Origin of the sequence: Caldovatus sediminis, from assembly GCF_014644455.1 — a bacterium.
In the GTDB taxonomy this organism is placed as follows: Bacteria; Pseudomonadota; Alphaproteobacteria; order Acetobacterales; family Acetobacteraceae; genus Caldovatus; species Caldovatus sediminis.
Window position 1 is genome coordinate 108,858 of the sequence record NZ_BMKS01000010.1, and the last position, 25,848, is coordinate 134,705.

The 25,848-nt window shown below is 75.0% G+C and carries 23 protein-coding genes; 17 read left to right on the forward strand and 6 right to left on the reverse strand.

The window, feature by feature from the left end:
- Nucleotides 1-4: 4 nt before the first annotated feature.
- Nucleotides 5-1,723, reverse strand: coding sequence for a dihydroxy-acid dehydratase (locus tag IEX99_RS15715; RefSeq protein ID WP_188901975.1), 1,719 nt, complete (start codon nt 1,721-1,723; stop codon nt 5-7).
- 155 nt (nt 1,724-1,878) lie between these two features.
- Here IEX99_RS15715 and rplM point away from each other — a divergent pair, with 155 nt between their 5' ends.
- The 9 genes from rplM to IEX99_RS15760 all read left to right on the forward strand — a co-directional run bounded on the left by rplM (nt 1,879) and on the right by IEX99_RS15760 (nt 9,132).
- Nucleotides 1,879-2,349 (forward strand): 50S ribosomal protein L13, encoded by a 471-nt coding sequence (rplM, locus tag IEX99_RS15720; RefSeq protein WP_188901977.1) that lies wholly within the window; start codon nt 1,879-1,881, stop codon nt 2,347-2,349.
- A gap of 4 nt (nt 2,350-2,353) precedes the next feature.
- Nucleotides 2,354-2,845: a 30S ribosomal protein S9 gene (gene rpsI / locus IEX99_RS15725; protein WP_188901979.1), complete on the forward strand. Its 492-nt coding sequence runs from the start codon at nt 2,354-2,356 to the stop codon at nt 2,843-2,845.
- A gap of 167 nt (nt 2,846-3,012) precedes the next feature.
- On the forward strand, nt 3,013-3,966 hold the full coding sequence (argC, locus tag IEX99_RS15730; protein ID WP_188901981.1) for an N-acetyl-gamma-glutamyl-phosphate reductase: 954 nt from the start codon (nt 3,013-3,015) through the stop codon (nt 3,964-3,966).
- Nucleotides 3,967-3,982: 16 nt separating this feature from the next.
- Nucleotides 3,983-4,546: a gamma carbonic anhydrase family protein gene (locus IEX99_RS15735; protein ID WP_188901983.1), complete on the forward strand. Its 564-nt coding sequence runs from the start codon at nt 3,983-3,985 to the stop codon at nt 4,544-4,546.
- A gap of 89 nt (nt 4,547-4,635) precedes the next feature.
- Nucleotides 4,636-6,159, forward strand: a complete 1,524-nt coding sequence (locus IEX99_RS15740; RefSeq protein WP_188901985.1) for an acyl--CoA ligase — start codon at nt 4,636-4,638, stop codon at nt 6,157-6,159.
- On the forward strand, nt 6,156-7,139 hold the full coding sequence (locus tag IEX99_RS15745; protein ID WP_188901987.1) for a 2-dehydropantoate 2-reductase: 984 nt from the start codon (nt 6,156-6,158) through the stop codon (nt 7,137-7,139). The genes IEX99_RS15740 and IEX99_RS15745 overlap by 4 nt, the downstream gene beginning before the upstream one ends.
- 84 nt (nt 7,140-7,223) lie before the next feature.
- Nucleotides 7,224-7,823: a hypothetical protein gene (locus tag IEX99_RS15750; RefSeq protein ID WP_188901989.1), complete on the forward strand. Its 600-nt coding sequence runs from the start codon at nt 7,224-7,226 to the stop codon at nt 7,821-7,823.
- Between the two features lie 11 nt (nt 7,824-7,834).
- Nucleotides 7,835-8,449: a hypothetical protein gene (locus IEX99_RS15755; protein WP_188901991.1), complete on the forward strand. Its 615-nt coding sequence runs from the start codon at nt 7,835-7,837 to the stop codon at nt 8,447-8,449.
- Entirely contained in the window at nt 8,446-9,132 is a 687-nt protein-coding gene (locus IEX99_RS15760) for a hypothetical protein (RefSeq protein WP_188901993.1), read from the forward strand. Before IEX99_RS15755 ends, IEX99_RS15760 begins: the two co-directional genes overlap by 4 nt.
- Before the next feature lie 109 nt (nt 9,133-9,241).
- On the opposite strand, the gene IEX99_RS15765 is transcribed toward IEX99_RS15760, so the two are convergent.
- Nucleotides 9,242-11,068: a PHA/PHB synthase family protein gene (locus IEX99_RS15765; protein ID WP_188901995.1), complete on the reverse strand. Its 1,827-nt coding sequence runs from the start codon at nt 11,066-11,068 to the stop codon at nt 9,242-9,244.
- A 955-nt stretch (nt 11,069-12,023) separates the two neighbouring features.
- On the opposite strand from IEX99_RS15765, the gene IEX99_RS15770 reads away from it, so the two are divergent.
- From IEX99_RS15770 to recJ, 4 genes are read left to right on the forward strand one after another with little or no spacing between them, the layout of a single operon-like run.
- The gene (locus IEX99_RS15770; protein ID WP_188901997.1) at nt 12,024-13,250 is read left to right on the forward strand and encodes an LL-diaminopimelate aminotransferase; all 1,227 of its coding nucleotides are present in this window, start codon (nt 12,024-12,026) and stop codon (nt 13,248-13,250) included.
- Complete coding sequence (locus IEX99_RS15775) at nt 13,247-14,539, forward strand: homoserine dehydrogenase (RefSeq protein WP_188901999.1); 1,293 nt, start codon at nt 13,247-13,249, stop codon at nt 14,537-14,539. Before IEX99_RS15770 ends, IEX99_RS15775 begins: the two co-directional genes overlap by 4 nt.
- Nucleotides 14,540-14,596: 57 nt before the next feature.
- Nucleotides 14,597-15,604 carry a class II fructose-bisphosphatase gene (glpX, locus tag IEX99_RS15780; RefSeq protein ID WP_188902001.1) on the forward strand — a complete coding sequence of 336 codons (1,008 nt, stop codon included), beginning with the start codon at nt 14,597-14,599 and terminating at the stop codon, nt 15,602-15,604.
- A gap of 46 nt (nt 15,605-15,650) precedes the next feature.
- Nucleotides 15,651-17,453 carry a single-stranded-DNA-specific exonuclease RecJ gene (recJ, locus tag IEX99_RS15785; protein WP_188902003.1) on the forward strand — a complete coding sequence of 601 codons (1,803 nt, stop codon included), beginning with the start codon at nt 15,651-15,653 and terminating at the stop codon, nt 17,451-17,453.
- A gap of 345 nt (nt 17,454-17,798) precedes the next feature.
- On the opposite strand, the gene IEX99_RS15790 is transcribed toward recJ, so the two are convergent.
- The 4 genes from IEX99_RS15790 to IEX99_RS15805 form a co-directional block, all read right to left on the reverse strand.
- Nucleotides 17,799-19,232 carry an amidohydrolase family protein gene (locus IEX99_RS15790; RefSeq protein WP_188902005.1) on the reverse strand — a complete coding sequence of 478 codons (1,434 nt, stop codon included), beginning with the start codon at nt 19,230-19,232 and terminating at the stop codon, nt 17,799-17,801.
- Between the two features lie 303 nt (nt 19,233-19,535).
- Nucleotides 19,536-20,330 (reverse strand): RadC family protein, encoded by a 795-nt coding sequence (radC, locus tag IEX99_RS15795; protein ID WP_229678070.1) that lies wholly within the window; start codon nt 20,328-20,330, stop codon nt 19,536-19,538.
- A 139-nt stretch (nt 20,331-20,469) separates the two neighbouring features.
- A complete protein-coding gene (map, locus tag IEX99_RS15800; protein WP_188902007.1) occupies nt 20,470-21,276 on the reverse strand; it encodes a type I methionyl aminopeptidase in 807 nt (268 codons plus the stop codon).
- 155 nt (nt 21,277-21,431) lie between these two features.
- A complete protein-coding gene (locus IEX99_RS15805) occupies nt 21,432-22,343 on the reverse strand; it encodes a methyltransferase domain-containing protein (protein WP_188902009.1) in 912 nt (303 codons plus the stop codon).
- A gap of 160 nt (nt 22,344-22,503) precedes the next feature.
- Between IEX99_RS15805 and IEX99_RS15810 the strand changes: the two genes are divergently transcribed.
- From IEX99_RS15810 to IEX99_RS15825, 4 genes are all read left to right on the forward strand, one after another.
- Entirely contained in the window at nt 22,504-24,102 is a 1,599-nt protein-coding gene (locus tag IEX99_RS15810) for a rhodanese-like domain-containing protein (protein WP_188902011.1), read from the forward strand.
- Nucleotides 24,074-24,925 carry a double zinc ribbon domain-containing protein gene (locus IEX99_RS15815; RefSeq protein ID WP_188902013.1) on the forward strand — a complete coding sequence of 284 codons (852 nt, stop codon included), beginning with the start codon at nt 24,074-24,076 and terminating at the stop codon, nt 24,923-24,925. The genes IEX99_RS15810 and IEX99_RS15815 overlap by 29 nt, the downstream gene beginning before the upstream one ends.
- Nucleotides 24,926-24,957: 32 nt before the next feature.
- Entirely contained in the window at nt 24,958-25,224 is a 267-nt protein-coding gene (grxC, locus tag IEX99_RS15820; RefSeq protein ID WP_188902016.1) for a glutaredoxin 3, read from the forward strand.
- A gap of 105 nt (nt 25,225-25,329) precedes the next feature.
- Nucleotides 25,330-25,848, forward strand: a complete 519-nt coding sequence (locus IEX99_RS15825; protein WP_188902018.1) for a DUF1178 family protein — start codon at nt 25,330-25,332, stop codon at nt 25,846-25,848.

Below are 25,848 nucleotides of genomic sequence, written 5' to 3' on the forward strand. Positions count from 1 at the left end.
GCCGCTACCGCCCTTCCGGCCGCAGGAAGGCGAGGTCGGCGCCTTCCGTCGCCTGCAGCACCTGCTCGTGCACCAGCCGGTCCCAGCCGCGCGCCGGCGCCGGCGGCGGGCGCCACTCTTCGCGGCGGCGCGCCAGTTCGCTCTCCTCCACCAGCAGGTCCAGCCGGCGCTCGCGGACGCTGAGGCGGATGCGGTCGCCGGTGCGGGCCAGCGCCAGCGGACCGCCGGCCGCGGCCTCCGGCGCCACGTGCAGGACGATGGTCCCGAAGGCGGTGCCGCTCATGCGGCAGTCGCTGATCCGCACCATGTCCTTCACGCCGGCGCGCGCGAGCTTGCGCGGGATCGGCAGGTAGCCGGCCTCGGGCATCCCCGCCGGCGTCCTGGGGCCCGCGTTCTTCAGCACGAGGATGTCGCGGGGCGTCACGTCCAGCGCCTCGTCGTCGATGCGCGCGGCGAGGTCCTCGAGGCCGTCGAAGACGACGCAGCGGGCCTCGGTCTCGAACAGGGCGGGCGTCGCCGCGCTGCGCTTGAGGATCGCCCCCGCCGGGGCGAGCGAGCCGAACAGCGCGACGAGGCCGCCGACCGGGCTGACCGGCTCGGCCCGTGCGCGGATGATCGCGCGGTCCACGAACTCCGGGCCCTCGGCGATCCGCTGCTCCAACGTGCGGCCGTAGAGGTCCTTGCAGCCGAGGTGCAGCAGGTCGCGCAGTTCGCGCAGCAGGGCGCGCAGGCCGCCGGCGGCGTGGAAGTCCTCCATGTAGCCCTCGCCGGTGGGCTTGAGGTCCACCAGCACCGGCGTCTCCTCGGACAGCGCGTCGAGCCGGCGCAGGTCCACCTTCACGCCGCAGCGCCCGGCGATCGCGGTCAGGTGGATCAGCGCGTTGGTCGAGCCGCCGAGGGCGAGCAGCACGCGGAGCGCGTTCTCCACGCTCTCGGGCGTGACGATCTCGCGCGGGCGCACCGGCTGCGCGATCAGCCGCACCGCGAGCGCGCCGGCCTCCTCGGCGAGGCGCAGCCGGTCGGCGTGCACCGCCGGCACGCTCGCCGCCTCGAGCGGCATGAAGCCGAGCGTCGCGGCGAGGCAGGCCATGGTGGAGGCGGTGCCCATCACGCCGCAGGTGCCGGCGGTGGTGGCGAGGTTGCCCTCGATCCGGCCGATCCGCGCCGCGTCCACCTCGCCCGCGCGGTAGCGCGCCCAGTAGCGCCGGCAGTCGGTGCAGGCGGAGAGCCGCTCGCCCTCGAACCTGGTCGCGAGCATCGGGCCGACGACGAGCTGCACCGCCGGGATGTCGGCGCTGACCGCGGCCATGAGCTGCGCCGGCACGGTCTTGTCGCAGCCGCCGACCAGCACGGCGGAGTCCATCGGCTGCGCCCTCAGCAGCGCCTCCGTGTCCAGCGCCATCAGGTTGCGGTAGTGCATGGAGCAGGGGTGCAGGAAGGGCTCGCAGAGCGAGACGGTCGGGAAGGCGAGCGGCAGGCCGCCGGCGGCCAGCACGCCGCGCTTGACGGCCTCGACCAGCTCGGGCGCGGTGCGGTGGCAGTTGTTGAAGTCGCTGCCGGTGTCGGCGATGCCGATCACGGGGCGGTCGAGCATCGCCTGGGAATAGCCCATGGACTTGGCGAAGCTGCGGCGGAGGTAGAGCGCGAAGTCGCGGTCGCCGTAGTTCGCCGCGTTGCGGCCGAGGCCGCGGGGCGGCTGGTTGCTGCTGGTCGCGTCGTCCATGGCGCGGGCCCTCCTGTCAGGGCCAGCCTAGGGGGCGGCGGGGGCGGCGGGCAATGTGGTAACTGGATACCACAGGGCCCGAGGCCGCGTTCCGGCTTGACCTTCCCGCCGGTCGCGGCCATAAGACGCGCCCGTTCCAGCAGCGTCCGGACAACATGCTCTCCATACAGACCCGCTCGCTCAAGCCGGCGGAGGTGCAGAAGGACTGGGTGGTGATCGACGCCGACGGGCTCGTGCTCGGCCGGCTCGCCTCGATCGTCGCCAACCGCCTCCGCGGCAAGCACAAGCCGCAATTCACCCCGCACGTGGATTGCGGCGACCACGTCGTCGTCATCAACGCCCGCAAGGTGCGCGTCACCGGCAGGAAGGCGGACCAGTCGGTGTTCTACTGGCACACCGGCTACCCCGGCGGCATCAAGGGCCGCACCCTCCGCCAGCGGCTGGAGAGCGCGCACCCGGAGCGCGTCATCGAGAAGGCGGTGGAGCGCATGATCACCCGCGGCCCGCTCGGCCGCCGGCAGATGCGCAACCTCCACGTCTATGCGGGCCCCGAGCACCCGCACGCCGGCAACCAGCCGAAGGTGCTCGACGTCGCCGCCCTGAACCGCAAGAACAAGGTGGCCTGACCGGATGTCCGAGCAGCAGACCCGCACCCTCGCGGACCTCAAGGACCTTGTCCAGGTTCCGACCCCGGCGGAGCAGGCGCAGCCGGTGCGCGAGCCGAAGCGCGACGCGCTCGGCCGCTCCTACGCCACGGGCCGGCGCAAGGACGCGGTCGCCCGCGTCTGGATCCGGCCGGGCAAGGGCCAGATCGAGATCAACGGCAAGCCGGCGGCGAAGTACTTCGCCAGGCCCGTGCTGCGCATGCTGATCACCCAGCCCTTCCTGGTCGCCGACCGCTACCAGCAGTTCGACGTGATGGCGACGGTGACCGGCGGCGGCCTCTCCGGCCAGGCCGGCGCGGTGCGCCACGGCATCAGCCGCGCCCTCACCAACTACGAGCCGGAGCTGCGCGCCATCCTCAAGAAGGCGGGCTTCCTCACGCGCGACCCGCGCGTGGTGGAGCGCAAGAAGTACGGCCGCGCCAAGGCGCGACGCAGCTTCCAGTTCAGCAAGCGCTGAGGGCTCCCGTTCGCCCGCCGCGCGGGCGAACCGGCACGCCGGATCGGTGCCCGTCCGGCGCCGGCCGCAAGGCTGTCCATCCGGAGGGGCGGGCCCGCAGGGGTCCGCCCCTCTTGCCTTCCGGGCCGCGTTGGGCCGCATATGGGGAACGAAAGGAGGGCCAGAGGATGGCCAGGACCCCGACGGTGTTCATCGACGGCGAGGCCGGCACCACCGGCCTGCAGATCCGCGAGCGGCTGCGGGCCAACCCGCACCTCGCCCTGCGATCCATCGCCCCGGAGCGCCGCAAGGACCCGGAGGCGCGCCGCGCGCTGATGGCCGAGGTGGACGTGGTCGTCCTCTGCCTGCCCGACGAGGCGGCGAAGGAGAGCGCGGCGCTCGCCGCCTCGCTCGGCGAGCGGGCGCCGCGGCTGCTGGATGCCAGCACCGCGCACCGGGTGGACCCGGACTGGGTGTACGGCCTGCCGGAGCTCACCCCCGACCAGCCGGCCCGGATCGCCGCCGCGCGGCGCGTCTCCAATCCGGGCTGCTATCCGACGGGCGCGATCCTGCTGCTCCGCCCGCTGGTGGATGCGGGGCTCCTGCCGCGCGACCATCCGGTCACGGTCAACGCGGTCTCCGGCTACTCCGGCGGCGGCAACGCGATGATCGCGGCCTACGAGTCGCGCACCGCGCCGGACTTCGAGTTCTACGGCCTCGGCCTCGCGCACAAGCACGTGCCGGAGCTGCAGCTCTACGCCGGCCTGACGCGCCGGCCGATCTTCGTGCCCTCGGTCGGCGACTTCCGGCAGGGCATGATCGACTGCATCCCGCTGCACCTCGACACGCTGCCCGGCCGGCCGGGCGCCGGGGACATCGAGGCCGCGCTCGCCGCGCGCTACCGCGGCAGCGAGTATGTGCGCGTCGTGCCGGCGGAGCCGGGCGGCAAGCTCGAGCCGCAGGCGCTGAACGGCACCAACCTGCTGGAGCTGCGCGTGCACGCCAACGAGCAGCACCGCCAGGCGGTGCTGACCGCGCGCTACGACAACCTCGGCAAGGGCGCCTCCGGCGCGGCGGTGCAGAACCTCGGCCTGATGCTGGGCGTTCCGGTGACCGCGACGCTGCCGGCGGCGGCCGAATGACGAGGGGGCGAGCGGGATGGACCACGAGGCGGGATCGCGCCGGGCCGGCGTCTTCGGCACCCTGCTGCCGTTCGAGGGGCGCCTGCCGCGCGTCCATCCCGACGCCTTCGTCGCCCCGACCGCCGTCCTCATCGGCGACGTCGAGATCGGGGAGGGCGCCAGCGTCTGGTACAACTGCGTCCTCCGCGGCGACACCAACTTCATCCGCGTCGGCCGCGGCAGCAACATCCAGGACGGCACCATCGTCCACGTCGCCAACCGGCGCTTCCCGACCATCATCGGCGAGGACGTCACGGTGGGCCACGCGGCGATCGTCCATGCCTGCACGCTCGCGGACCGCGCCTTCGTCGGCATGGGCGCCACCGTCCTCGACGGCGCGGTGATCGAGGAGGCGGGGGTGCTCGCGGCCGGCGGCGTGCTGCCGGCGGGCAAGCGCATCGGCGCCGGCGAGCTGTGGATGGGCGCCCCGGCCAGGCTCGTCCGCGTGCTGAGCGAGGAGGAGCGCGCCGGCTTCGCCCGCACCGCGCCGCACTACGTGAAGCTGGGCGGGCGGCACCGCGCCTCGCTGTCGGGGGGCTGAGCCGGCCGGCGCCGCCGCGTCTTGCCGGCGGGGCGGGGGAGGCGCTACCGGGGGGCCGGAACTCAGCGCCGAAAGGACCGCGCGCCGGTATGACGTCCTTCACCACCATCCCCGAGCTGCTTCTCGCCGGAGACCCCTCCCGCCCGGCGATCCGCGCGACCGAGGGGCGCCCGCCGCTCACCTATGCCGGCCTGCGCGCCCTCGCCGAGCGCACCGTCGCCGCGCTCAACCGCCTCGGCATCGGGCGCGGCGACCGCGTCGCCATCGTGCTGCCGAACGGGCCGGAGATGGCGGCCGCCTTCGTCGCCATCGCCTCCGGCGCCACCACCGCGCCGCTCAACCCCGCCTATCGCGACGAGGAGTTCGAGTTCTACCTCACCGACCTCCGCGCCAGGGCGCTGGTGGTCGCGCAGGGCATGGAGAGCCCGGCGCGCGCGGTGGCGAAGCGCCTCGGCGTGCCGGTGCTGGACCTCGTGCCGGGGACGGAGGCCGGCAGCTTCACGCTGGAAGGCGCCACCGGCCGCGACCGCGCCGAGCGCCCCGGCATGGCGGAGGCCGAGGACGTCGCGCTGGTGCTGCACACCTCCGGTACCACGGCGCGGCCGAAGATCGTGCCGCTCAGCCACGCCAACGTCGCCGCCTCGGCGCGGCACATCCGGGACACGCTGGCGCTGACGCCGGAGGACGCCTGCCTCAACGTCATGCCGCTGTTCCACATCCACGGGCTGATGGCGGCGACCCTCGCCTCGCTCGCCGCCGGGGGCGCGGTGTGCTGCACGCCGGGCTTCAACGCGCTGCACTTCTTCCGCTGGCTCGATGCCGAGCGGCCCACCTGGTACACGGCGGTGCCGACCATGCACCAGGCGATCCTCGCGCGCGCCCCGCGCAACGCGGAGATCATCGCGCGGACGAGGCTGCGCTTCCTGCGCTCCTCCTCCGCCTCGCTTCCGGCGCAGGTGATGCGCGACCTGGAGGCGGCGTTCTCGGCGCCGGTGATCGAGTCCTACGGCATGACCGAGGCGGCGCACCAGATGGCCTCCAACCCGCTGCCGCCGCGCCCGCGCAAGCCGGGCCTCGTCGGCCTCCCCGCCGGGCCGGAGATCGCCATCATGGACGAGGCCGGCAACATCCTGCCGCAGGGCGCGGTCGGCGAGGTGGTGATCCGCGGCCCCAACGTCACCCGGGGCTACGAGGCGAACCCGGAGGCCAACGCCAAGGCCTTCACCAAGGGCTGGTTCCGCACCGGCGACCAGGGCTGCTTCGATGCCGAGGGCTACCTGCAGCTCACCGGCCGGCTGAAGGAGCTGATCAAGCGCGGCGGCGAGCAGGTGAGCCCGCTCGAGGTGGACGGCGTGCTGTGCGAGCATCCGGCCGTGGCGCAGGCGCTCACCTTCGCCATCCCGCACCCGATGCTCGGCGAGGAGGTCGGCGCCGCGATCGTGCTGCGCGAGGGGATGGAGGCGACGGAGCGCGAGATCCGCGACTTCGTCGCGAAGCACCTCGCCGACTTCAAGGTGCCGCGGAAGGTCGTGTTCCTGCCGGAGATCCCGAAGGGCGCGACCGGCAAGCTGCAGCGCATCGGGCTCGCCGAGAAGCTGGGGATCACGGCGTGAGGATCTGCGTCTTCGGCGCCGGCGCGATCGGCGGGCTGCTCGGCGCGCGGCTCGCGGCGAAGGGCGATGCGGAGGTCACCTTCGTCGCCCGCGGCCCGCACCTCGCGGCGATGCAGCGGAACGGCGTGCGGCTGATCTCCGAGGGGCGGGAGATCGTCGCGCATCCGCGTTGCGTCGCGGATGCGCGCGAGGCGGGGCCGCAGGACTACGTCGTCGTGACGCTCAAGGCCCATTCGCTGCCCGGCGCGGCCGAGGCGATGCAGCCCCTCCTCGGGCCGGAGACGGCGATCGTCTCCGCCGTCAACGGCATCCCCTGGTGGTACTTCTACAAGCTTCCCGGCCCGTGGGAGGACCGCCGCGTCGAGAGCGTGGACCCGGGCGGGCGGCTCTGGGACCTGCTGCACCCCTCGCGCGCCATCGGCTGCATCGTCTATCCCGCCGCCGAGGTCGTCGAGCCCGGCGTGATCGAGCACACCTACGGCGACCGCTTCACCCTCGGCGAGCCCGACGGCAGCCGCAGCGCGCGCGCGAGCGCGCTCTCCGAGGCGCTGATCGCCGCCGGCTTCAAGGCGCCCATCCGCCCGCGCATCCGCGACGAGATCTGGGTCAAGCTCTGGGGCAACCTCGCCTTCAACCCGATCTCGGCGCTCACCACCGCGACGCTCGACGTGCTGATCGCCGATCCCGGCCAGCGCGGCGTGGCGCGCGCGATGATGCTCGAGGCGCAGGCGGTGGCCGAGAAGCTCGGCGTGCGCTTCGCCATAGACGTGGACAAGCGCATCGCCGGCGCGTCGGAGGTCGGCGCGCACAAGACCTCCATGCTGCAGGACCTCGAGCGCGGCCGGCCGATGGAGATCGACGCGCTGCTCGGCGTGGTGGTGGAGCTGGCGGAGCTGGTGGGGGTGGAGGCGCCGACCTGCCGCACCGTCCTCGCCCTGGTCCGCGCCCGGGCGCGCGCCGCGGGGTGTTACCCGGGCTGAGCCCGGCGCATCCGCGCCACGATTGCGCCGAAGCGCAGGCCGGGTCAGACTTGCACGGCGAGAGACCCTGCGGAGACTCCGACCATGCGATCCCTGCGCGCTTGCGCCGTGGTCCTGCCGCTGCTGACGGGCGGCGCCTGCACCGTCGCCCCGGCGCCGAGCGCCAGCCTGCCGCCGGACGCCATCGCCGGCGCAGGCGATGGTACGCGCGCGGCGATCCTCGGCACGGCGACTGCTTTCGCGACCCCCGCCATGCTCGCCAACCGGCCGGACGAGGCCGCGCGCGCCGTGGCGCAGCTCGAATTCCTGGCCGTGGAGGTCCCGCACGGTCCCCGCTGGTCCGGCATGAGCCCCAACGTCGCGACGGCGCTCGTCATGGCGCGGAACGAGACGCGCGCCGCGCTCGGGATCGCGCCCGCCGCTTCGCCCCAGGCGGTGATCGACCAGCTCTACTCGGCCGCGCGGGCGCTGCGCTCGGGGGACCGGGCGGCGGCCGAACGCAGCCTCAGCCCGGAAGTGTTCCAGGCCGGCGGCGCCGAGACGCTGCGCCGGCTGGCCGCCCTGCCGCCGCTGCCGAGCGCCAACAACGCGGCGGTGCTCGCGCAGTTCGAGCTCGACCGCCTCGATCGCCTCGAGGACCAGGGGGGCGGACCGGGTGACGGTGCCGCCGCCGGCCGCTCGTGAGGCGCCGCGCCATGGCGGCCGCCGCACGCGCTGCGCGGGTTCCGGCGGCCCTGGCGCTGCTTCTGGTGCTCGGCGCCGCCGGCTGCGCCCCGGAGGCGATGCCGCCCTCCGCCGTGCTGCCGGCCGATGCGGTGGCGGGCGCCGGCGATCCCACCCGCGCCGCCATCCTGCACGCGGCCGACGCCTTCTCCCGTCCGGGGCGCCTCGCCGGCCGGCCTGAGGAGGCGGCGCGCGCGGTGGCCGAGGTCGAGCACCTGGCCGTCGAGCTCTCCACCGGCCCCCGCTGGGCAGGCCTGTCGCCGCTCGTCGGCCAGCAGATGCAGGCCGCGCGGGCCGAGCTGCGGGGCGCGCTCGGCATCCCGCCCGGCGCCCCGCCCCAGGCGGTGATCGACCAGCTCTTCGCCGCCAGCCGCGCGCTGCGCGCGGGCGATCGGGCCGGCGCGGCGGCGGCGCTCTCCCCGCCAGTGTTCCCTGCCGGCGGGCAGGCGACGCTGGACCGGCTTGCGATGCTTCCGCCCCTGCCGCGCACCGCGTCGGCCACGGCCCTGGCGCAGCAGGAGATGATCCGCAGCGACCGCGAACGGCATCGCGGCCCGGGACCGCTGATCCCGCGAGGGATCCAGTGAGGCGGGAGGCATCGTCCGCGCCTTCCCGACATCGCATCGCCTTTGCCGTCCTGGCGCCGCTGTTCGCGGTCGCCGCGCTGCTCGTGGGCGGGGGCTGTGCCGAGCTGCGCACGCCGCCGCAGGACCGCGGGCTTCCGCTGCTCCTCTCCCCCGACCCCGGTGACCCGTTGCGCGGGACGGTCCGTGCCGCGGCGTCCGACTTCGCCGAGTCCGGCCGGGCGCTGGCGGGACGGCCACGCGAGGCGGCGCTGGCCGCGGCACGTCTCGAGTACCTGGCCGCCGCCGTGCCGTCCGACCCGCGCTTCGCCCCGATGCCGGCCTCGGTCGGCTTCGCCCTGCTCACCGCGCGCGCCGAGTTGCGGAGCGCGCTCGGCACGCGGACGGAGGCGCCGCCGCGCCCGGTGATCGTCGCGCTCGCCGAGGCCGCGCGGGCGCTCGGCGCCGGCGATCCGGCGGCGGCGGCGCGCGCCCTCTCCCCCGCGCTGTTCGAGCCCGGCGGGGCGGCGACGCTGCAGCGCCTGGGCGAGCTCGGCCCGTTGCCCGCGGCGATGCTCGCCGCGCAGCAGGCGGCGCGCGAGATGGCGCGGCTCGACGCCGACCAGCGCTGGTTCGGCACCGCCGCCACCGAGCCGGGCGTGAGCGCGGGCCAGACGACCATCGGCCTCGGCGACGCGGGCTACTGAGCGGGCGCGCTGGCGGCGCAGGCGACCCGCCGCCTTCGCCGGGCGAACCGGCGGTTGGCGTCCGGCGTCCGAGGGGAGGGGCAGGCGCCAGCAGCGACCGCCCCCGGCGTCAGTCGGTCGCGATCACCTTCACGTAGCTCCCCGGCGCGTCCTCGATCGCGGGAAGGCCGCCCTCGCCGGGAATGCGCGCCGGCACCGTCTCCCTGGAGAGCGAGGACACCCAGCGGTGCCAGTCCGGCCACCAGGAGCCGGCGAGCTCGGTGGCGCCGGCGAGCCAGTCCTCGGGGTCGGGCGGGAGCTCCTCGTTGACCCAGTGGCTGTACTTGCCCGCGTCCGGCGGGTTCACGACGCCCGCGATGTGGCCGGAGGCGGCAAGGACGAAGCGCTTCGGCCCCTGGTAGATCTGCGTCGCGCGGTAGCAGCTCCGCCACGGCGCGATGTGGTCCTCGCGGGTCGCCAGGATGTAGGTCGGCAGCCTGATCTTCCGGAGATCGAGCCTGACGCCGTCGAGCTCGATCGCGCCCGGCTTCACCAGGTCGTTCTGCTGGTACATGCGGCGCAGGTAGAAGCTGTGCATGCGCGCCGGCATGCGCGTGGAGTCGTCGTTCCAGTAGAGCAGGTCGAACGGGAAGGGGTCCTGCCCCAGCAGGTAGTTGTTGACGACGAAGGACCAGATCAGGTCGTTGGCGCGCAGCATGTTGAAGGTGGTCGCCATCTCGCGGCCCTCGAGGTAGCCGCGCTGGCTCATCTTCTCCTCGAGGGACTTGAGCTGCTCCTCGTCGATGAAGACGCCGAGCTCCCCCGCCTCCTCGAAGTCCACCATGGTGGTGAAGAAGGTCGCGGTCCTGATCCTCGTGTCGCGCTTCGCCGCCATGTGCGCCAGGGTGCAGGCGAGCAGCGTGCCGCCGAGGCAGTAGCCGATCACGTTGAAGGCGCGCTCGCCGGTCGCCTTCTCCATCGCCTCGAGCGCGGCGTAGGGCCCCTCGCGCATGTAGTCGTCGAAGCCCTTGTCGGCGAGCCGCTCGTCCGGGTTGACCCAGGAGACCATGAACACCGTGTGGCCCTGCTCGACCGCCCAGCGGACGAAGCTGTTCTTCGGGCGCAGGTCGAGGATGTAGAACTTGTTGATCCAGGGCGGGATGATCAGCAGCGGCCGCTTCAGCACCTGGGGCGTGCTCGGCGCGTACTGGATCAGCTGCATCAGGTCGTTCTGGTAGATCACCTTTCCCGGCGTGACGGCGATGTTCTCGCCCACCTTGAACTTGGTGTCGTCCGTCATCCGGATCCTGAGCTGCCCGCGCCCCCGCTCGAGGTCGGAGAGCAGGTTGGAGAGGCCCTTGAGCAGGTTCTCCCCGCCCGATTCGGCGGTCCTGCGCAGCACCTCGGGGTTGGTGAGCAGGAAGTTCGTGGGGCTCATCGCGTCCACGAACTGGCGCGTGTAGAAGTCCACCTTCTGCGCCGTCTTCGGGTCGAGCCCCTCGGCCTGCCTGACGACGGTCTGGAAGAACCGTGCGGAGAGCAGGTAGGACTGGCGGATGAAGTCGAACACCTCGTTCTCGCGCCAGGCGTCGTCCCTGAAGCGCCGGTCGGCCGGACCTTCCTCGATCACCGGCTCGGCCGGCCGGCCGCCGAGCACCCGCCGCGCCGTGTTCTGCCAGAGCGTCAGGTAGTCCTGCCAGAAGCCGATCTGCGCCTGCATCAGCCGCGCCGGGTTCGCCATCAGCCGCGCCGTCATCTCCATGAAGGCGCTGCCGATCCCGAGCGGGTCGGGCGTGGACGGGGCCGGCCCCCCCTCGGCGGCCTGCCGTCTGAGGAAATCGGCGACGATGCGCTGCCCGCGCTCCGCCACGTCCGCCATGGTGCGGGCGACGAGGTTCGGGTCCGGCAGGCGGAAAGGCGGGATGGAGCTGCCGCTCGGGGAATTCGTCTCGGCCATCACGGTCTCTGTTCGGCGCGGCCGGGGCCGCTTTCGCATGGCGGCGGATTCGGGCTACCCCATGGGGCCACGGACGGATGGGGATGCGATGCTGCGCCCGCAGGATCAACGCGCCGGATTGCAACGGCAACCTAGGGGCTGGCCGAGGGCGGATCAAGCGGGCCGCGGCCCCGCGGCCCCGGGCGCGACGCTGCTCGGCCTCGCCGTTGTCCTCCTCACCCTCGGCGGCTGCGGCCGGCTGCCGGACGAGGTCAACCCGGTGGTCATCTGGAGCCATGCCACGGGCGCCAGCGCGGCGGACCGGCTGCCGCCCCCCCATCTCGACGCGCCCTATCCCAACCTCGGCACCGTGCCGCCGCGGCCCGACCGGCCGGATCCGGCGGTGCGCGAGGCGATGACGGCGGCGCTGGCGGCCGAGCGTGCGCGGTCCCGCCAGCCGCTGGAGCCGGGCGCCGCCGCCGGGCCTACCGGTGCCGCCGCCGCGCTGCCGGGGCGGCCGCCGGTGCCCGCGGCGCCGCCGCCGCGCCCTGCCCTGGCCGCGGCCCCGCGCATCGCTTTCGATCCGCCGGCAACGGCCGGTGCCGCGCCCCGCGCCGCGGCGCCGCCCTCGGCGCCCGCCTCCGCCGCGGCCGCCGCCCCGGCCTGGCCGGCCGCGCCGCCTGCGGCCGAAGTCGCGGCGCCGGCCGTGGCCGCGCCGCCCCCGCCCTCGGCGCCCGGAGCCGCCGGGCCGGGGGAGGCCGCCCGGAACGATGCGGCGCCGGCGGCTGCGGCCGGCACGCCCCCCATCGGCGCGCCGCGGCCGTCCGACACGCCTCCGCCGCTCCCGCCGGGCGAACTGCTCGCCCCCGGCGCGGCGCCGCCGCCCCCGCCGCCGGCCGATCTGCTCGCGCCGCCTCGCGGCGGCTGACGCTTCGCTGTATGGTCCGCGCCCCATCCCGCCCGTGAGCCCTGCCCGATGACCGAGGAATTCCACCGCATCCGACGCCTGCCGCCCTACGTCTTCGCGGAGGTCAACGCCGCCAAGGCCAAGGCGCGCGCCGCCGGCGAGGACATCGTTGACCTCGGCATGGGCAACCCGGACAGCCCGACGCCGCCCCACATCGTCGCCAAGCTGGTCGAGGCGGTGCAGGACCCGCGCACGCACCGCTATTCCCAGTCGAAGGGCATCCCCGGGCTGCGCAAGGCCCTCGCCGGCTACTACGCGCGCCGCTTCGGCGTGAGGCTGGACCCGGAGACCGAGGTCGTCGCCACCCTCGGCTCGAAGGAGGGGCTCGCCAACCTCGCGCAGGCGATCGCCTCGCCCGGCGACACCATCCTGGTGCCGAACCCCTCCTATCCGATCCACCAGTTCGGCTTCATCATCGCCGGCGCCTCGGTGCGCTCGCTGCCCTGCACGCCCGACGAGGCGATGCTGCGGGCGATGGACCGCGCGGTGCGCCATTCGGTGCCGAAGCCGACGGCGGTGATCGTCAACTTCCCCTCCAACCCGACGGCGCTGCTCGCCGATCTCGACTTCTACAGGGAGCTCGTCGCCTTCTGCCGCCGGCACGAGCTGTTCATCCTCTCCGACCTCGCCTATGCGGAGCTCTACTTCGGCGACCGGGTGCCGCCCTCGGTGCTGCAGGTGCCGGGGGCGAAGGAGGTGACGGTGGAGTTCACCTCCATGTCCAAGACCTACAACATGCCCGGCTGGCGGATGGGCTTCGCCGCCGGCAACCCGCGGCTGATCGCGGCGCTGGCGCGGGTGAAGAGCTACCTCGACTACGGCGCCTTCACGCCGATCCAGGTCGCCGCCGCCGCCGCGCTGAACGGGCCGCAGGACTGCGTGGAGCAGATGCGCCGCCTGTACCGGGAGCGGCGCGACGTGCTGGTGAGGGGGCTGCGCCAGGCCGGCTGGGAGGTGCCCGCGCCGGAGGGCAGCATGTTCGTCTGGGCGCCGATCCCGGAGCGCTTCCGCCATCTCGGCAGCGTCGCGTTCGCGAAGCTGCTGCTCGCCAGGGCGAGGGTCGCCGTCTCTCCGGGCCTCGGCTTCGGCGAGCACGGGGACGAGCACGTCCGCATCGCCCTCGTCGAGAACACCCACCGCATCCGCCAGGCGCTGCGCGGCATCCGCGCCTTCCTCGCCGGCGACAATGCGGGGCCCGCCGAGGCGACGCCGCAGAAGGAACTGAGCACCGCATGACCCGACCGCTCGCCGTCGCGGTCGCCGGCCTGGGCACGGTCGGCGCCGGAGTCCTCGCGCTGCTGCGCGACAACGCGGCGCTCATCGCCGCGCGCGCCGGGCGGCCGATCGCCGTCACCGCCGTCTCCGCCCGCGACCGCGCGAGGGACCGCGGCGTGCCGCTCGCCGGCCTGCGCTGGTACGAGGACCCGGTCGCGCTCGCCGCCGACCCCGGCGTGGACGTGGTGGTCGAGCTGATCGGCGGCAGCGAGGGCCCGGCGCGCGCGCTGGTCGAGGCCGCGCTCCGCGCCGGCAAGCCGGTGGTCACGGCGAACAAGGCGCTGCTCGCGGTGCACGGCGCGGCGATCGCGGAGCTTGCCGAATCGCGCGGCGTGCCGCTCGCCTTCGAGGCGGCGGTGGCGGGCGGCATCCCCGCGATCAAGGTGCTGCGCGAGGGGCTCGCCGCGAACCGCATCCAGCGCGTCGCCGGCATCCTCAACGGCACCTGCAACTACATCCTGACCACGATGCGCGAGCACAAGCGGGAGTTCGCCGAGGCGCTCGCGGAGGCGCAGCGGCTCGGCTACGCCGAGGCCGATCCCTCCTTCGACATCGACGGCGTGGACGCGGCGCACAAGCTCGCGATCCTCGCCGCCCTCGCCTTCGGCCGGCCGGTGGACCTCGCCGCGGTGCATGTCGAGGGCATCCGCGAGGTCTCGGCGCTCGACATCGCGCTGGCCGAGGAGCTGGGCTACCGGATCAAGCTGCTCGGCATCGCCAAGCGGGAGGAGGGCGGCATCTCGACCCGCGTGCATCCCTGCATGGTGCCGGCCGGGGCGCCGATCGCCCGCGTGGACGGCGTGTTCAACGCCGTGGTGGCGGAGGGCGATTTCGTCGGCCGCATCGTGATGGAGGGGAGGGGGGCGGGCGCCCGGCCGACGGCGAGCGCGGTGGTCGCCGACCTCATAGACCTCGCGCGCGGGCGGCACACCCCGGTCTGGGGCGCCTCCAACGGCGCGCTCGACCCGACGCCGGCGGTGCCGATGGAGCGCCATGTCGGCGCCTACTACCTGCGCCTGATGGTGGTGGATCGTCCCGGCGTGATCGCCGACGTGACGGGGGTGCTGCGCGACCTCAGGATCAGCCTCGAATCCATGCTCCAGCGCGGCCGCGCGCCGGGCGAGGCGGTGCCGGTGGTGCTGGTGACCCACGACACCGAGGAGGCGGCTATGCGCGAGGCGCTGACCCGCATCGCGGCGCTCGACGCGGTGCTGGAGCGGCCGGCCCTGATCCGCATCGAGCCTTTGTAGGCTCCCGCACCGCGCCGGTTCCGCGCTACCCTGCGCCCCGATTCGGAGGACGCAGCCATGGCCGAGACGAACAGCGCCATCCCCCTGCAGCCCGGGATGGTCGTGGACCGCAACCTCGCCCTCGAGCTCGTGCGGGTGACGGAGGCCGCGGCGCTGGCCGCGAGCCGCTGGATGGGCCGCGGCGACAAGAACGCCGCCGACGGCGCGGCGGTGGACGCGATGCGCCGCGCCTTCGACACGGTCGCGATCAGCGGCACGGTGGTGATCGGCGAGGGCGAGATGGACGAGGCGCCGATGCTCTACATCGGCGAGCGGATCGGCCTCGGCGGCCCGGAGGTGGACATCGCCGTGGACCCGCTGGAGGGCACCTCGACCACGGCGAAGGGCGGGCCGAACGCGATGGCCGTCGTGGCGCTCGCCCCGCGCGGCGGATTCCTGCACGCGCCCGACATCTACATGGACAAGATCGCGGTCGGCCCCGGCCTGCCGCCCGGCATCGTGGACCTCGACGAGACGCCGGAGAGGAACCTGCGCGAGCTCGCCAAGGCCAAGAAGACCGACATCTCCGACCTGGTCGTCTGCCTGCTCGACCGCGACCGGCACAAGGAGAAGATCCGCGCCATCCGCGCCGCCGGCGCCCGCATCATGCTGATCCCGGACGGCGACGTGGCGGGCGTGGTCGCCGTGGCCCAGCCGGAGACCGGAGTGGACATGTATCTCGGCTCCGGCGGCGCCCCGGAGGGGGTGCTGGCGGCGGCGGCGCTGCGCTGCATCGGCGGCCAGATGCAGGGCCGGCTGCTGTTCGAGAACGAGGAGCAGGTCGCGCGGGCGCGCGAGATGGGCGTCACGGACGGGAACCGGAAGTACGGGCTCGAGGACATGGCGCGCGGCGAGGTGATGTTCGCCGCGACCGGCGTGACCAACGGGGCGATGCTGCGCGGCGTGCGCCGTTTCGCCGGCGGCGCGGTCACCCACTCGATCGTCATGCGCTCGAAGTCCGGGACCGTCCGCTACATCGAGGGGCACCACAACTTCGCCACCAAGCCCAGCGCCTTCGTCTCGTGAGCGCGGCGTCGCGCCGCGCGGCGTCGCGGCCCAGGGGGAGGGCCGCATGATGGATGGCCTCGACGCGGCGGCTCCCGTCCTCGGCATTGCCCGCAGCGTGACGGGGCGCCGCTGGGTCTGGCGCCTCGGCGACGCACGCACCGGGCTCGGCATCGCCCAGAGCCTCGGCGTGGCGGAGGTGGTCGGCCGGCTGCTGGCCGGCCGCGGCGTCGGCGTCGAGGACGCGGCGCTGTTCCTCGAGCCGACCCTGCGCGCCCTGCTGCCCGATCCGTCCACGCTCGCCGACATGGACGCCGCCGCCGACCGGCTGGCGCGGGCGGTGCGGGAGGGCGAGCGGGTCGCGGTCTTCGGCGACTACGACGTGGACGGCGCCTGCGCCGGCGCGCTGATGGTGGGCTTCCTGCGCGACCTCGGTTGCGAGGTCCTGCCCTATGTCCCCGACCGGCTGCAGGAGGGCTACGGGCCGAACGCGCCCGCCATCGCCGCCTTGTGCGACGCGGGCGCGACGCTGATCGTCTGCGTGGACTGCGGCATCGCCGCCGTCGAGGCGCTGGAAGCCGCGCGCGGGCGCGCGGAGGTGCTGGTCCTCGACCACCACAAGGCGGAGGGCCCGCTGCCGCGCGTCCTCGCCGCGGTGAACCCGAACCGCCTGGACTGCACCTCGGGGCTGCGGCATGTCTGCGCGGCCACGGTCGCCTTCCTCGCCGCCGTGGCGACGGTGCGGAGCCTGCGCCGCGCCGGCTGGTTCGCGCGGATGGGCGAGCCGCGGCTGCTCGACCTGCTCGACCTCGTCGCGCTGGCGACGGTGTGCGACGTGATGCCGCTGACCGGCCTCAACCGCGCCCTTGTCGCCCAGGGCCTGAAGGTGATGGCGCGGCGCGAGCGGCCGGGCATCGCCGCGCTTCTCGAGGTGGCCGGAAGCCGCGACGCGCCGACCGCGCACACGCTCGGCTTCGTGCTCGGCCCGCGGATCAACGCCTCGGGCCGCATCGCCGAGCCGGACCTCGGCCTGCGCCTCCTGCTCTGCGACGATCCCGTCGAGGCGCGCGCCATGGCCGAGCGGCTCGATGCCGTGAACCGCCGCCGCCAGGAGGTGGAGGGCGCGGTGCTCGGCGCCGCCTTCGCCGAGGCCGAGCGCCAGGCGGAGGCCGGCTCGCCCGTGCTGCTCGTCTGCGGCGAGGGCTGGCACCCAGGCGTGGTCGGCATCGTCGCCGGCCGCGTCAGGGAGCGGTTCAACCGGCCTGCCTGCGTGGCCGGGCTCGCAGGCGGGATCGCCAAGGGGTCCGGCCGCTCGGTGCCGGGCGTGGACCTCGGCGCCGCGGTGATCGCCGCGCGCCAAGCCGGGCTGCTGGACACCGGCGGGGGCCATGCCATGGCCGCCGGCTTCTCCTTCGCCGCCGCCCGGCGCGAGGCGGTGCACGCCTTCCTCAGCGAACGCCTTGCGCACGCTGCCGCCCTGCCCGCGGCCGCCGACCTGCTGGTGGAAGGGGCGCTCGCCGTGCGGGCGGCCACCCCCGACCTGGCGCGGGAGGTGGAGCGCCTCGCGCCGTTCGGGGCCGGCAACGAGGAGCCGGTGTTCGCCATTGCCCGCGCCCGCGTGGTGCGCGCCGACCGCCTCGGCCGCGAGGGCGCGACGGTGCGCGCGATCATCGAGGGGGAGGGCGGCGGTCGGCTGAAGACCATCACCTTCCGCGCCAAGGACGGACCGCTGGCGCAACTGCTGTTGGCCGGCGATCGCGTGCCGCTGCACCTCTGCGGGCACCTGCGCGCGGAGCGGTGGAACGACGAGGTGACCGCCTGTCTGCAGGTGGTGGACGCGGCGCCGGCGGGCGCCGGCGGCGCGGCGTGACGGGGCGCCCGGCGGAGCCGGTGCGAAGCGGTCAGCCGTCGAAGGCGACGCGTACCGCGGCCCGGCGAGCGGCGGGCGAAGCGCCGGAATGTCCGGCCGCAGATGGGCGCCGGGACCCGCAGCTTCTCGCGCATCGCCGGCGTGGTGCCGGCGATCTTCCAGCCCACGGGATCCCAGCCGAGCCGCGCCGCGACCGGCTCGCTCGCCGCGTAGCCATCGTCGCAGGTGCGCGCCACCAGATCCGGCGGCAGCGCGCCGATCTGTCGGGCCTCGCGCCGCGCCGGATCGCCCTTCGCCGCGCCTCGCCCCGTTCGTGGAAGACCGGCGGGCCGCGCCCAGCGCGGCTCAGAGCGGCCTGGCCTCGAGGATCTCGGCGGGGATGCGGCGCGGCAGCCACTCTCCGCCCGGCGTGGCGCCCCCGAGAAAGCGCCCGTCCTCCACCACCACCCGCCCGCGCAGGATGGTCATGCACGGCCAAGCGGCGACCTCGCGCCCCTCCCAGGGCGAGTAGTCGGTCTCGTGCAGCGCCTCCGCCCGCACGGTGCGGCGCAGCGCCGGGTCGAGGATGGCGATGTCGGCGTCGCTCCCCGGCGCGATCGCGCCCTTGCGCGGGTAGAGCCCCATCACCTTCGCCGCGTTGGTCGAGACCAGGTCCACGAAGTGGCGCAGCGAGTAGCCGCGCTTGCCGACCGTCTCGGTGTAGATCACCGCGAGGCGCGGCTCGACCCCGGCATTGCCGCCCGTCGTGTCGTCGATCCGCTTCCCCTGCACCTTCACCGCGAGCGAGCAGCAGATCTCGTCCGTCGCCACCGAGCCGATCGAGCCGTCGCGCGTGCCGGCCCACAGCTCCTCCTGGTCCGCCTTCGACTTCAGCGACGGGTAGGTGTGGTAGATCTGCCCGTTCGGCCGGCGGTAGTCCTCGCTGCTGTAGAGCAGGTACTGGTGCAGCGTCTCGCCGTAGATCGGCAGGCCCCTGGCCCGCGCCTCGCGGATCGCGCGCACGCCGTTCGCCGCCGAGACGTGCATCATGTAGAGCGCCGTGCCCGGCACGTGCTCGGCGAGGCGGATGACGCGGCGGAAGGAGAGGTCCTCCGACAGCGTGTTGTGCACCTCCGCCATGTTCTCGAAGCCGACTCGCCCCTCGCGGATCAGCTTCGCGTACATGTGCATGACGATGTCGTTGTCCTCGGCGTGGATGACGCCGAGGCCGCGCGCGGCGGCGAGGACCTTGAACACCTCCCAGATGTCGCCGAAGTCCACCATGCGGCCGCGCCGGCTCGGGGTGATGTCGGTGGTGAAGATCTTCACCGTGGGCCAGCCGCCCCGGATCGCCTCGCCGAGCTGGGCGGGCAGGTCGGGCGGCAGGTCGCCCTCGACCATGACGTGGAAGGCGTAGTCGCAGTGGCAGCCGTCCGCGGTCCAGTCGGCGCGCCGCTTCTCGATCGCGCCCTCGACGGTGTTGCCGTGGGTCCAGCGCACGAAGTCGATCATCGTCGTCGTGCCGCCGTGCAGCGCCGCGCGGCTGACCCGGTTCGGCCCCTGGGTGAGGCCCGCGGTGCCGTCCGGGTTCGGCAGGTGCCAGAGGCAGTGCACGTGCGGGTCGATGCCGCCCGGCATGACGATCTTGCCAGTCGCGTCCACCAGCCGCGCGCCTTCCGGCACGGGGAGGCTTCCCGGCGCCGCGACGGCGACGATGCGTCCCCCGGCGACCGCCACGTCGGCCGGCCCGTCGCCCTGCGGGGTGACGACCCGATCGCCGCGGATGACCAGCTCGACCATGGCGCTTCCCCTCCCGTGCCGAGACGCGGCATCGTCCCGCAGGCGCCGAGGCGGCGCAAGGGCCGCCGGCGAGGAGGGCCGCGCCATGGGACGCCGCCGTCCGCGCTGCTGCGGCCGCGTGTGCGGCAGGTCGCCTCGCGCTCGGCCGGGTGCGGACGAGGCGGGCGTGCCCGGCGATCGCGCGCCGCGGACCAAGGGCCGTCCCGCCGCGCGCGACCGGCCGGCACGGCGTCGGAGACGATGTCCTGGGACGGGCTGGTGCCCGCGGGCCGCGCCGCCGCCCGTGGCGGGCGGCGCCGGGCGCTACAGCAGCCCCTCGCGCCGGAACGAGAGATACCGGCCCTTGCCGAGGATGAGGTGGTCGTGCACCACGATGCCGAGCGTGGCCGCCGCCGCCCTGATCTCCTGCGTCATCTCTACGTCCGCGCGGCTCGGCGTCGGGTCGCCGGAGGGGTGGTTGTGCACCAGGATCAGCGCCGTCGCCTGCAGCTCGAGGCAGCGCCGGACCACCTCGCGCGGATAGGCGGGGGTGTGGTTCACGGTGCCGCGCCCCTGCACCTCGTCGGCGATCAGGCGGTTCTTCGAATCGAGGAAGAGCACGCGGAACTGCTCGACCCGCTCGCGCGACAGCGCGGCAGAGAGGTAGTCGGTCAGCCGCTCCCAGTTGTTCAGCACCGGTCGCTCCAGCACCTCGGCCCGCATCAGCCGGAGCGCTGCCGCCTGCACGGTCTTGAGCGCTGCGATGCCGGCCTCGCCGATGCCCGCGACCTGCCGCAGCTCCGCGGGCGGCGCGGCGATGGCGTTGGCGAAGGAGCCGAAGCGCCCGAGCAGGGCGCGCGCGATCGGCTTGGTGTCGCGGCGCGGCAGAGCGACGAACAGCACCATCTCGAGCAGCTCGTGGTCGAGCAGCGCCTCCGGCCCGGCGGCGAGCAGCTTCTCGCGCATCCGCGCGCGGTGGCCGAAGTGGCCGGGCGAGGAGGCAGGCGGCCGAAGCGGCCGTTCGGCCTGCGGCGGCGCCGGCGCGCGCGTGGCGCGGAACAGCGGCAGGCCGAGCCCGTCCGGCGGCAACGATGCCGCCGCCGACATCCGCTCCGCCATGCCCGACTTCCTGGCTGCCGCCATGCCTCGCCCCCGTGGCGACCCTGCGCTGCAGCGGCGCCAAAAGGCGAGGGGAACGACGCGCCGCAAACGCAGAAATCACGCTGGCAGGCGCCTGCGGCGGGCGCCCGGCGGCCGGTCAGCGCGAATAGGGCGGCTTGTGCAGCCCGGCGGGCGAGAGGGTGAAGATCTCCACCCCGTCCTCCGTCACCCCCACCATGTGCTCGAACTGCGCCGAGAGCGAACGGTCGCGCGTCACCGCCGTCCAGCCGTCGTCGAGGATCTTCACCTCCGGACGGCCGGCGTTGACCATCGGCTCGACGGTGAAGAACATGCCGGGCCTGAGCACCGGCCCCTCGCCGGGGCGGCCGAAATGCAGCACGTTCGGCGGCTCGTGGAAGCGCCGGCCGATGCCGTGGCCGCAGAAGTCGCGCACCACGCTGAAGCGGTGGCGCTCGACGTAGCTCTGGATCGCGTGGCCGACGTCGCCGAGGGTCGCCCCCGGGCGGATCGCCGCGATCCCGCGCATCATCGCCTCGTGCGTGACGTCGAGCAGCAGCCGCGCCTTGGTGCTCGGCGTGCCGGCGACGAACATGCGGCTGGTGTCGCCGTGCCAGCCGTCGAGGATCACCGTCACGTCGATGTTGACGATGTCGCCCTCCTGCAGCACGCGCTCGCCGGGGATGCCGTGGCAGACCACGTGGTTGACGGAGGTGCAGATCGACTTCGGGAAGCCGCGGTAGCCGAGTGGCGCCGGCACCGCGCCGTGGTCGAGGATGAACTCGTGGCAGAGGCGGTCCAGCTCGCCCGTGGTCACGCCGGGGCGGACGTGCGGGACGATCATGTCGAGCGTCTCCGCCGCCAGCCGGCCAGCATGGCGCATCCCCTCGAAGTCCTCGGGCGCGTGCAGGGTGATGCGGCGGCTTTCGGCGCCTTGCTGCTCCATGGGGCGGTTGGTCCGGACGCGGCGTGTTGCTTGGAAAAAGCAAAGATGCGCGCCAAGGGGCGGCGTTGCAAGCCAGGGGGCCGGACCGCGCCGCGCGCGGGCCGCATGGCGGCCCGGCGGGGGCGGCCGGCGCGACGGCAGCGCCGGCCGCCGGCTCAGGGCCGCGCCGCCTTCTCCCCGGCGCTGCGCTCGACGGTGCCGAGCGCGTCGGCCAGCCGGGCCTCCGCGCTGCCCGGCCGGGCGGGCTTCTGCTGGCTCTCGTGCGGCGCCCAGCCGGTCATCATCACCAGCCGCAGCGGCACCGCGAGGCTGCCATCCGCCCCCTCCGGCATCAGCGAGGCGGCGCGGGGGAACAGCAGGCGCGGCGGGGTGCGGGGATCGCGCGCCCGCACCGCGTTGGTCTCCCCCGCGGCGCGCAGGTCGGCGAAGAGGGCGGCGGCGGAGCGGTAGCGCAGCGTCACCTCCTCCGCATCCGCCACCGGCAGCGCGAACCCCGCCCGCTGCAGCAGATGCGCCGCGTCGCGCAGTTCCGGGAAGGGCGAGACGCGGGGGGAGAGGCCCCCGCGCAGCTCCGTCTCCGCCACCGCCAGCGCCTCGCGCAGCGGCTGCAGGGTGCCGAGCCCCGGCAGCGCCGCGAGGAACAGCCCGTCCGGCGCCAGCGCCCGGCGGATCTGCACCAGCGCACCCGGCAGGTCGTTCACCCAGTGCAGCGACAGGCAGGCGACGACGAGGTCGAAGCTCTCCGGCGCGAAGGGCAGCCACTCCTCGTCCGCCGCCACCGGCAGGCCGCCGGCGCGCGCCGCCATCGGCGCCGAGAGGTCGGCCGAGACGACGAGGGGAATCCCGCGCGCGCGCAGCCGCGGCGCCACCGCGCCCCGGCCGCCGAGGTCGAGGGCCCGGGTGAAGCGCCGCGTCACGTCGTCCAGCCGGTCGAGCAGGCGCTCCGCCGCCTCGTCCAGCACCGGCGCGACCCGTCCGATGATCGCGGCGGCGCGGTCGCGGTGCAGGCGCACCAGCCGGCGGTTGAAGACCTCGGCGGGGCTGTCGGTGGCGTGAAGGAGGGCCATGCCGCGGCAGATGCGCCCGGTTCCGCCGGTCCGCAAGCCGGGCTAGCCTCTCCGGCGCCCGCATCGTCGCGAGGGACCGCCGCCGCGTGACCGCAGCCATGCGGCCCGGTCGGCCGGAAGGCGTGTTCGCCCCCGCGCCGGGCCGGGAAAGGGGAGGCCGATGACACAGCGGATCGACGCGTCCACCCTCAAGCGGTGGCTTTCCGACGGGCGGGAGCTCGCGGTTCTCGATGCGCGCGAGGAGGGCGAGTTCGGCACCGGCCACCTGTTCTGGGCCGTGCCCTGCCCGCTGTCGCGCGCGGAGCTCCGCGCCCGCGCCCTGCTGCCGCGCCGCGACGTGCGGGTCTGCGTCACCGACGGCGGGGAAGGGGGGCTGGCCGAACGCCTCGCCGCCTACCTCGAGTCCATCGGCTGCACCGACGTCTCGGTGCTCGAGGGCGGCGTGCCGGCCTGGAAGGCGGCGGGCTACGTCGTGTTCTCCGGCGTCAACGTCCCCTCCAAGGCGTTCGGCGAGTGGGTCGAGCACCACTACGGCACGCCGAGCGTGGACCCCGCCGAGCTCAAGGCGATGGTGGACCGCGGCGAGGACGTGGTGATCCTCGACAGCCGCCCGATGGACGAGTTCCGCCGCATGTCCATCCCCGGCGGCATCAACGTCCCCGGCGGCGAGCTGGTCTATCGCATCGGCGAGTTCGTCCGCGGCCCGGGGACGACGGTGGTGGTGAACTGCGCCGGCCGCACCCGCTCGATCCTCGGGGCGCAGAGCCTCCGCAGCGCCGGGCTGCCGAACCGCGTGTTCGCGCTGCGCAACGGCACGATGGGCTGGGAGCTGGCCGGCCTCGCCTGCGCCCATGGCGAGACCCGGACCTACCCGCCCGGCACGCCCGCCGGCGCCGCCGAGGCCTTGGCGCGGGCCCGCCGCTTCGCCGAAGGCGCCGGCGTGCGGACCCTGACCCGCGCCGGGCTGGAGGCGCTGCGGCGCGACCAGAGCCGCAGCCTCTATCTCCTTGATGTCCGGTCGCCGGAGGAGTTCGCCGCCGGCCATCTGCTCGGCAGCCAGAGCGCGCCGGGCGGGCAGCTCGTGCAGGCGACCGACCGCTGGGTCGCGGTGCGCAACGCGCGGATCGTACTGGTGGACGACACCGGCGTCCGCGCCCGCATGACCGGCGGCTGGCTCCGCCAGATGGGCGCCGGCTACGAGGTCTACGTGCTCGAGGACGGCCTCGCCGGCCGGCTCGAGGAAGGCCCCGGCGTCACCGAGTGCCCGGAGGCGGCGGCGGTGAAGGTCCCCGCCCTCTCCGCGCCGGAGCTCGCCGCCCGGCTCGCCGACGGCGCGGCCCAGGTGATCGAGCTGAGCCGCTCGATCGACTTCCGCGCCGGCCATATTCCCGGCGCCCTCTGGGGCGTGCGCACCCGCCTCGCGGCGCTCGCCCCGCGGCTTGCGGCGGACCGCCCGGTGGTCCTCGCCGCGCCGGAGGAGGCGCTGGCCAGGCTGGCGGTCGCCGAGGTGCAGGGACTGGTCCGCGCCCCGGTGCGCATCCTCGCCGGCGGCACGCGGGCCTGGCAGGCCGCCGGCCTGCCGCTGCAGGCCGACCGCACCGACCCGCCGGACGAGGCCTGCATAGACTTCTACCTCCGCGCCTACGACCGGAATTCCGGGGTGGAGGAGGCGATGCGCGCCTACCTCTCCTGGGAGGTGGACCTGGTCCACGAGGTCGAACGGGACGGCGATGCGCGGTTCGGGGTCCCCGCCGCCTGACGGGGCCGAGCGGCTCCGCCCCGGCGGCGAGCGGGCGGGACCGCGGCTCCGGGCGCGGATCGGCGCGGGGGTCGCCGCCGCCTTCCGCGCCACGCTCGACGCCCTCCTCCCGCCGCACTGCCTGACCTGCGAGGCGGAGGTCGCCGTGCAGGGCACGCTCTGCGCCGCCTGCTTCCGGGGCCTCGGCTTCATCACCGAGCCGCTCTGCGCCCGCTGCGGCGTGCCCTTCGCCCATGCCGGCCAGGCCGATGCCCGGGGCCTGTGCCCCGGCTGCGCCGCCGCCCCGCCCGTCTTCGCCGCCGCCCGGGCCGCGCTGCGCTACGACGAGGGGGCGAAGCGGCTGATCCTGCCCTTCAAGCACGCCGACCGCACCGACCTCGCCGCCCCGCTCGCGGCGCAGATGGCGCGGGCCGGGGCGGCGCTGCTCGCCCGCGCCGATCTCGTCGCGCCGGTGCCGGCGCACTGGCGCCGCCGCCTGGCCCGCCGCTACGACCAGGCGGCGCTGCTCGCCCGGGCCGTGGCGCGGCGCGCCGGCCGGCCCTGCGTGCCCGATCTCCTGCGCCGCACGCGCGCCACGCCCGCCCTCGGCGATCGCGGCGCGGCGGAGCGGGCCGCCCTGGTCGCCGGCGCCTTCGCGCTGCGCCGCGGCGGGGCGGCGCGCGTCGCCGGACGGCGGGTGCTGCTGGTGGACGACGTGCTGACCTCCGGCGCCACCGCGGAGGCCTGCGCCCGCGTGCTGCTCGAGGCCGGCGCGGCCGCGGTGGACGTGCTCGCCGCCGCGCGCGTGCCCGACCCGCGCCTCGCCTCGGGCGCCGCGGCTTGACCGGATCGTGCCGGAACCCAACCTTCGCCGCCATGCCCAAGGTCGAGATCTACACCACCTTCTTCTGCCCCTACTGCGCGCGCGCCAAGGCGCTGCTCGACCGCAAGGGGGTCGCCTATACGGAATACGACGCGCCCCACGGCTCCGAGGCGCGGCGCGAGGCGATCGCGCGCTCCGGCGGGCGGACGACGGTGCCGCAGATCTTCATTGACGGCCGTCCGATCGGCGGCTCGGACGATCTCGCCGCGCTGGAGCGGGCCGGGAAGCTCGACGCGCTGCTGGCCGGCGAGGCGGCCTGAGCGGCCCGGGGGCGGGGCGCCATTTGGCACTCGACGCCGGCGAGTGCCAGACTATCTTTCCATGAGACGCCGGACTCGTCGCGCAGCCGGCGGCAGGATTGGAGCATGATCCACTACCAGTTGCGCTGCGAATCCTCGGCCGACGGCGGGCCCCACACCTTCGACGGCTGGTTCAAGGACAGCGCCGCCTTCGAGAAGCTGGCCAGGGCCGGGATGGTGGAATGCCCGGTTTGCGGCGGCACCAAGGTGTCGCGCGCGCTGATGGCGCCGGCCATCGCCAAGGCGCCGGGCGTGAAGGGGCGGCCGGAGGCCCTGCCGCCGCCGGCGCCCGCCGCCGCGCCGCCGCCGGCCCCGCCCGCACCCCGCGCCGCCGCGGCCGGGCCGCTCCCGGCGCAGGTGCTGGCGCTCCTGCAGCGCATCCGCGCCGAGGTGGAGCGGAACTGCGACTATGTCGGCCGCGAATTCGCCGAGGAGGCGCGGAAGCTGCACCGGCAGGCCCAGGAGGGGACGGCGGGCGAGCGTCGCGGCATCTATGGCGAGGCCACGGAGGCCGAGGCCGAGGCGCTCCGCGAGGAGGGCATCGCCGTCGCCCGCATCCCCTGGGTGCCGCCGGCCGACGCCTGA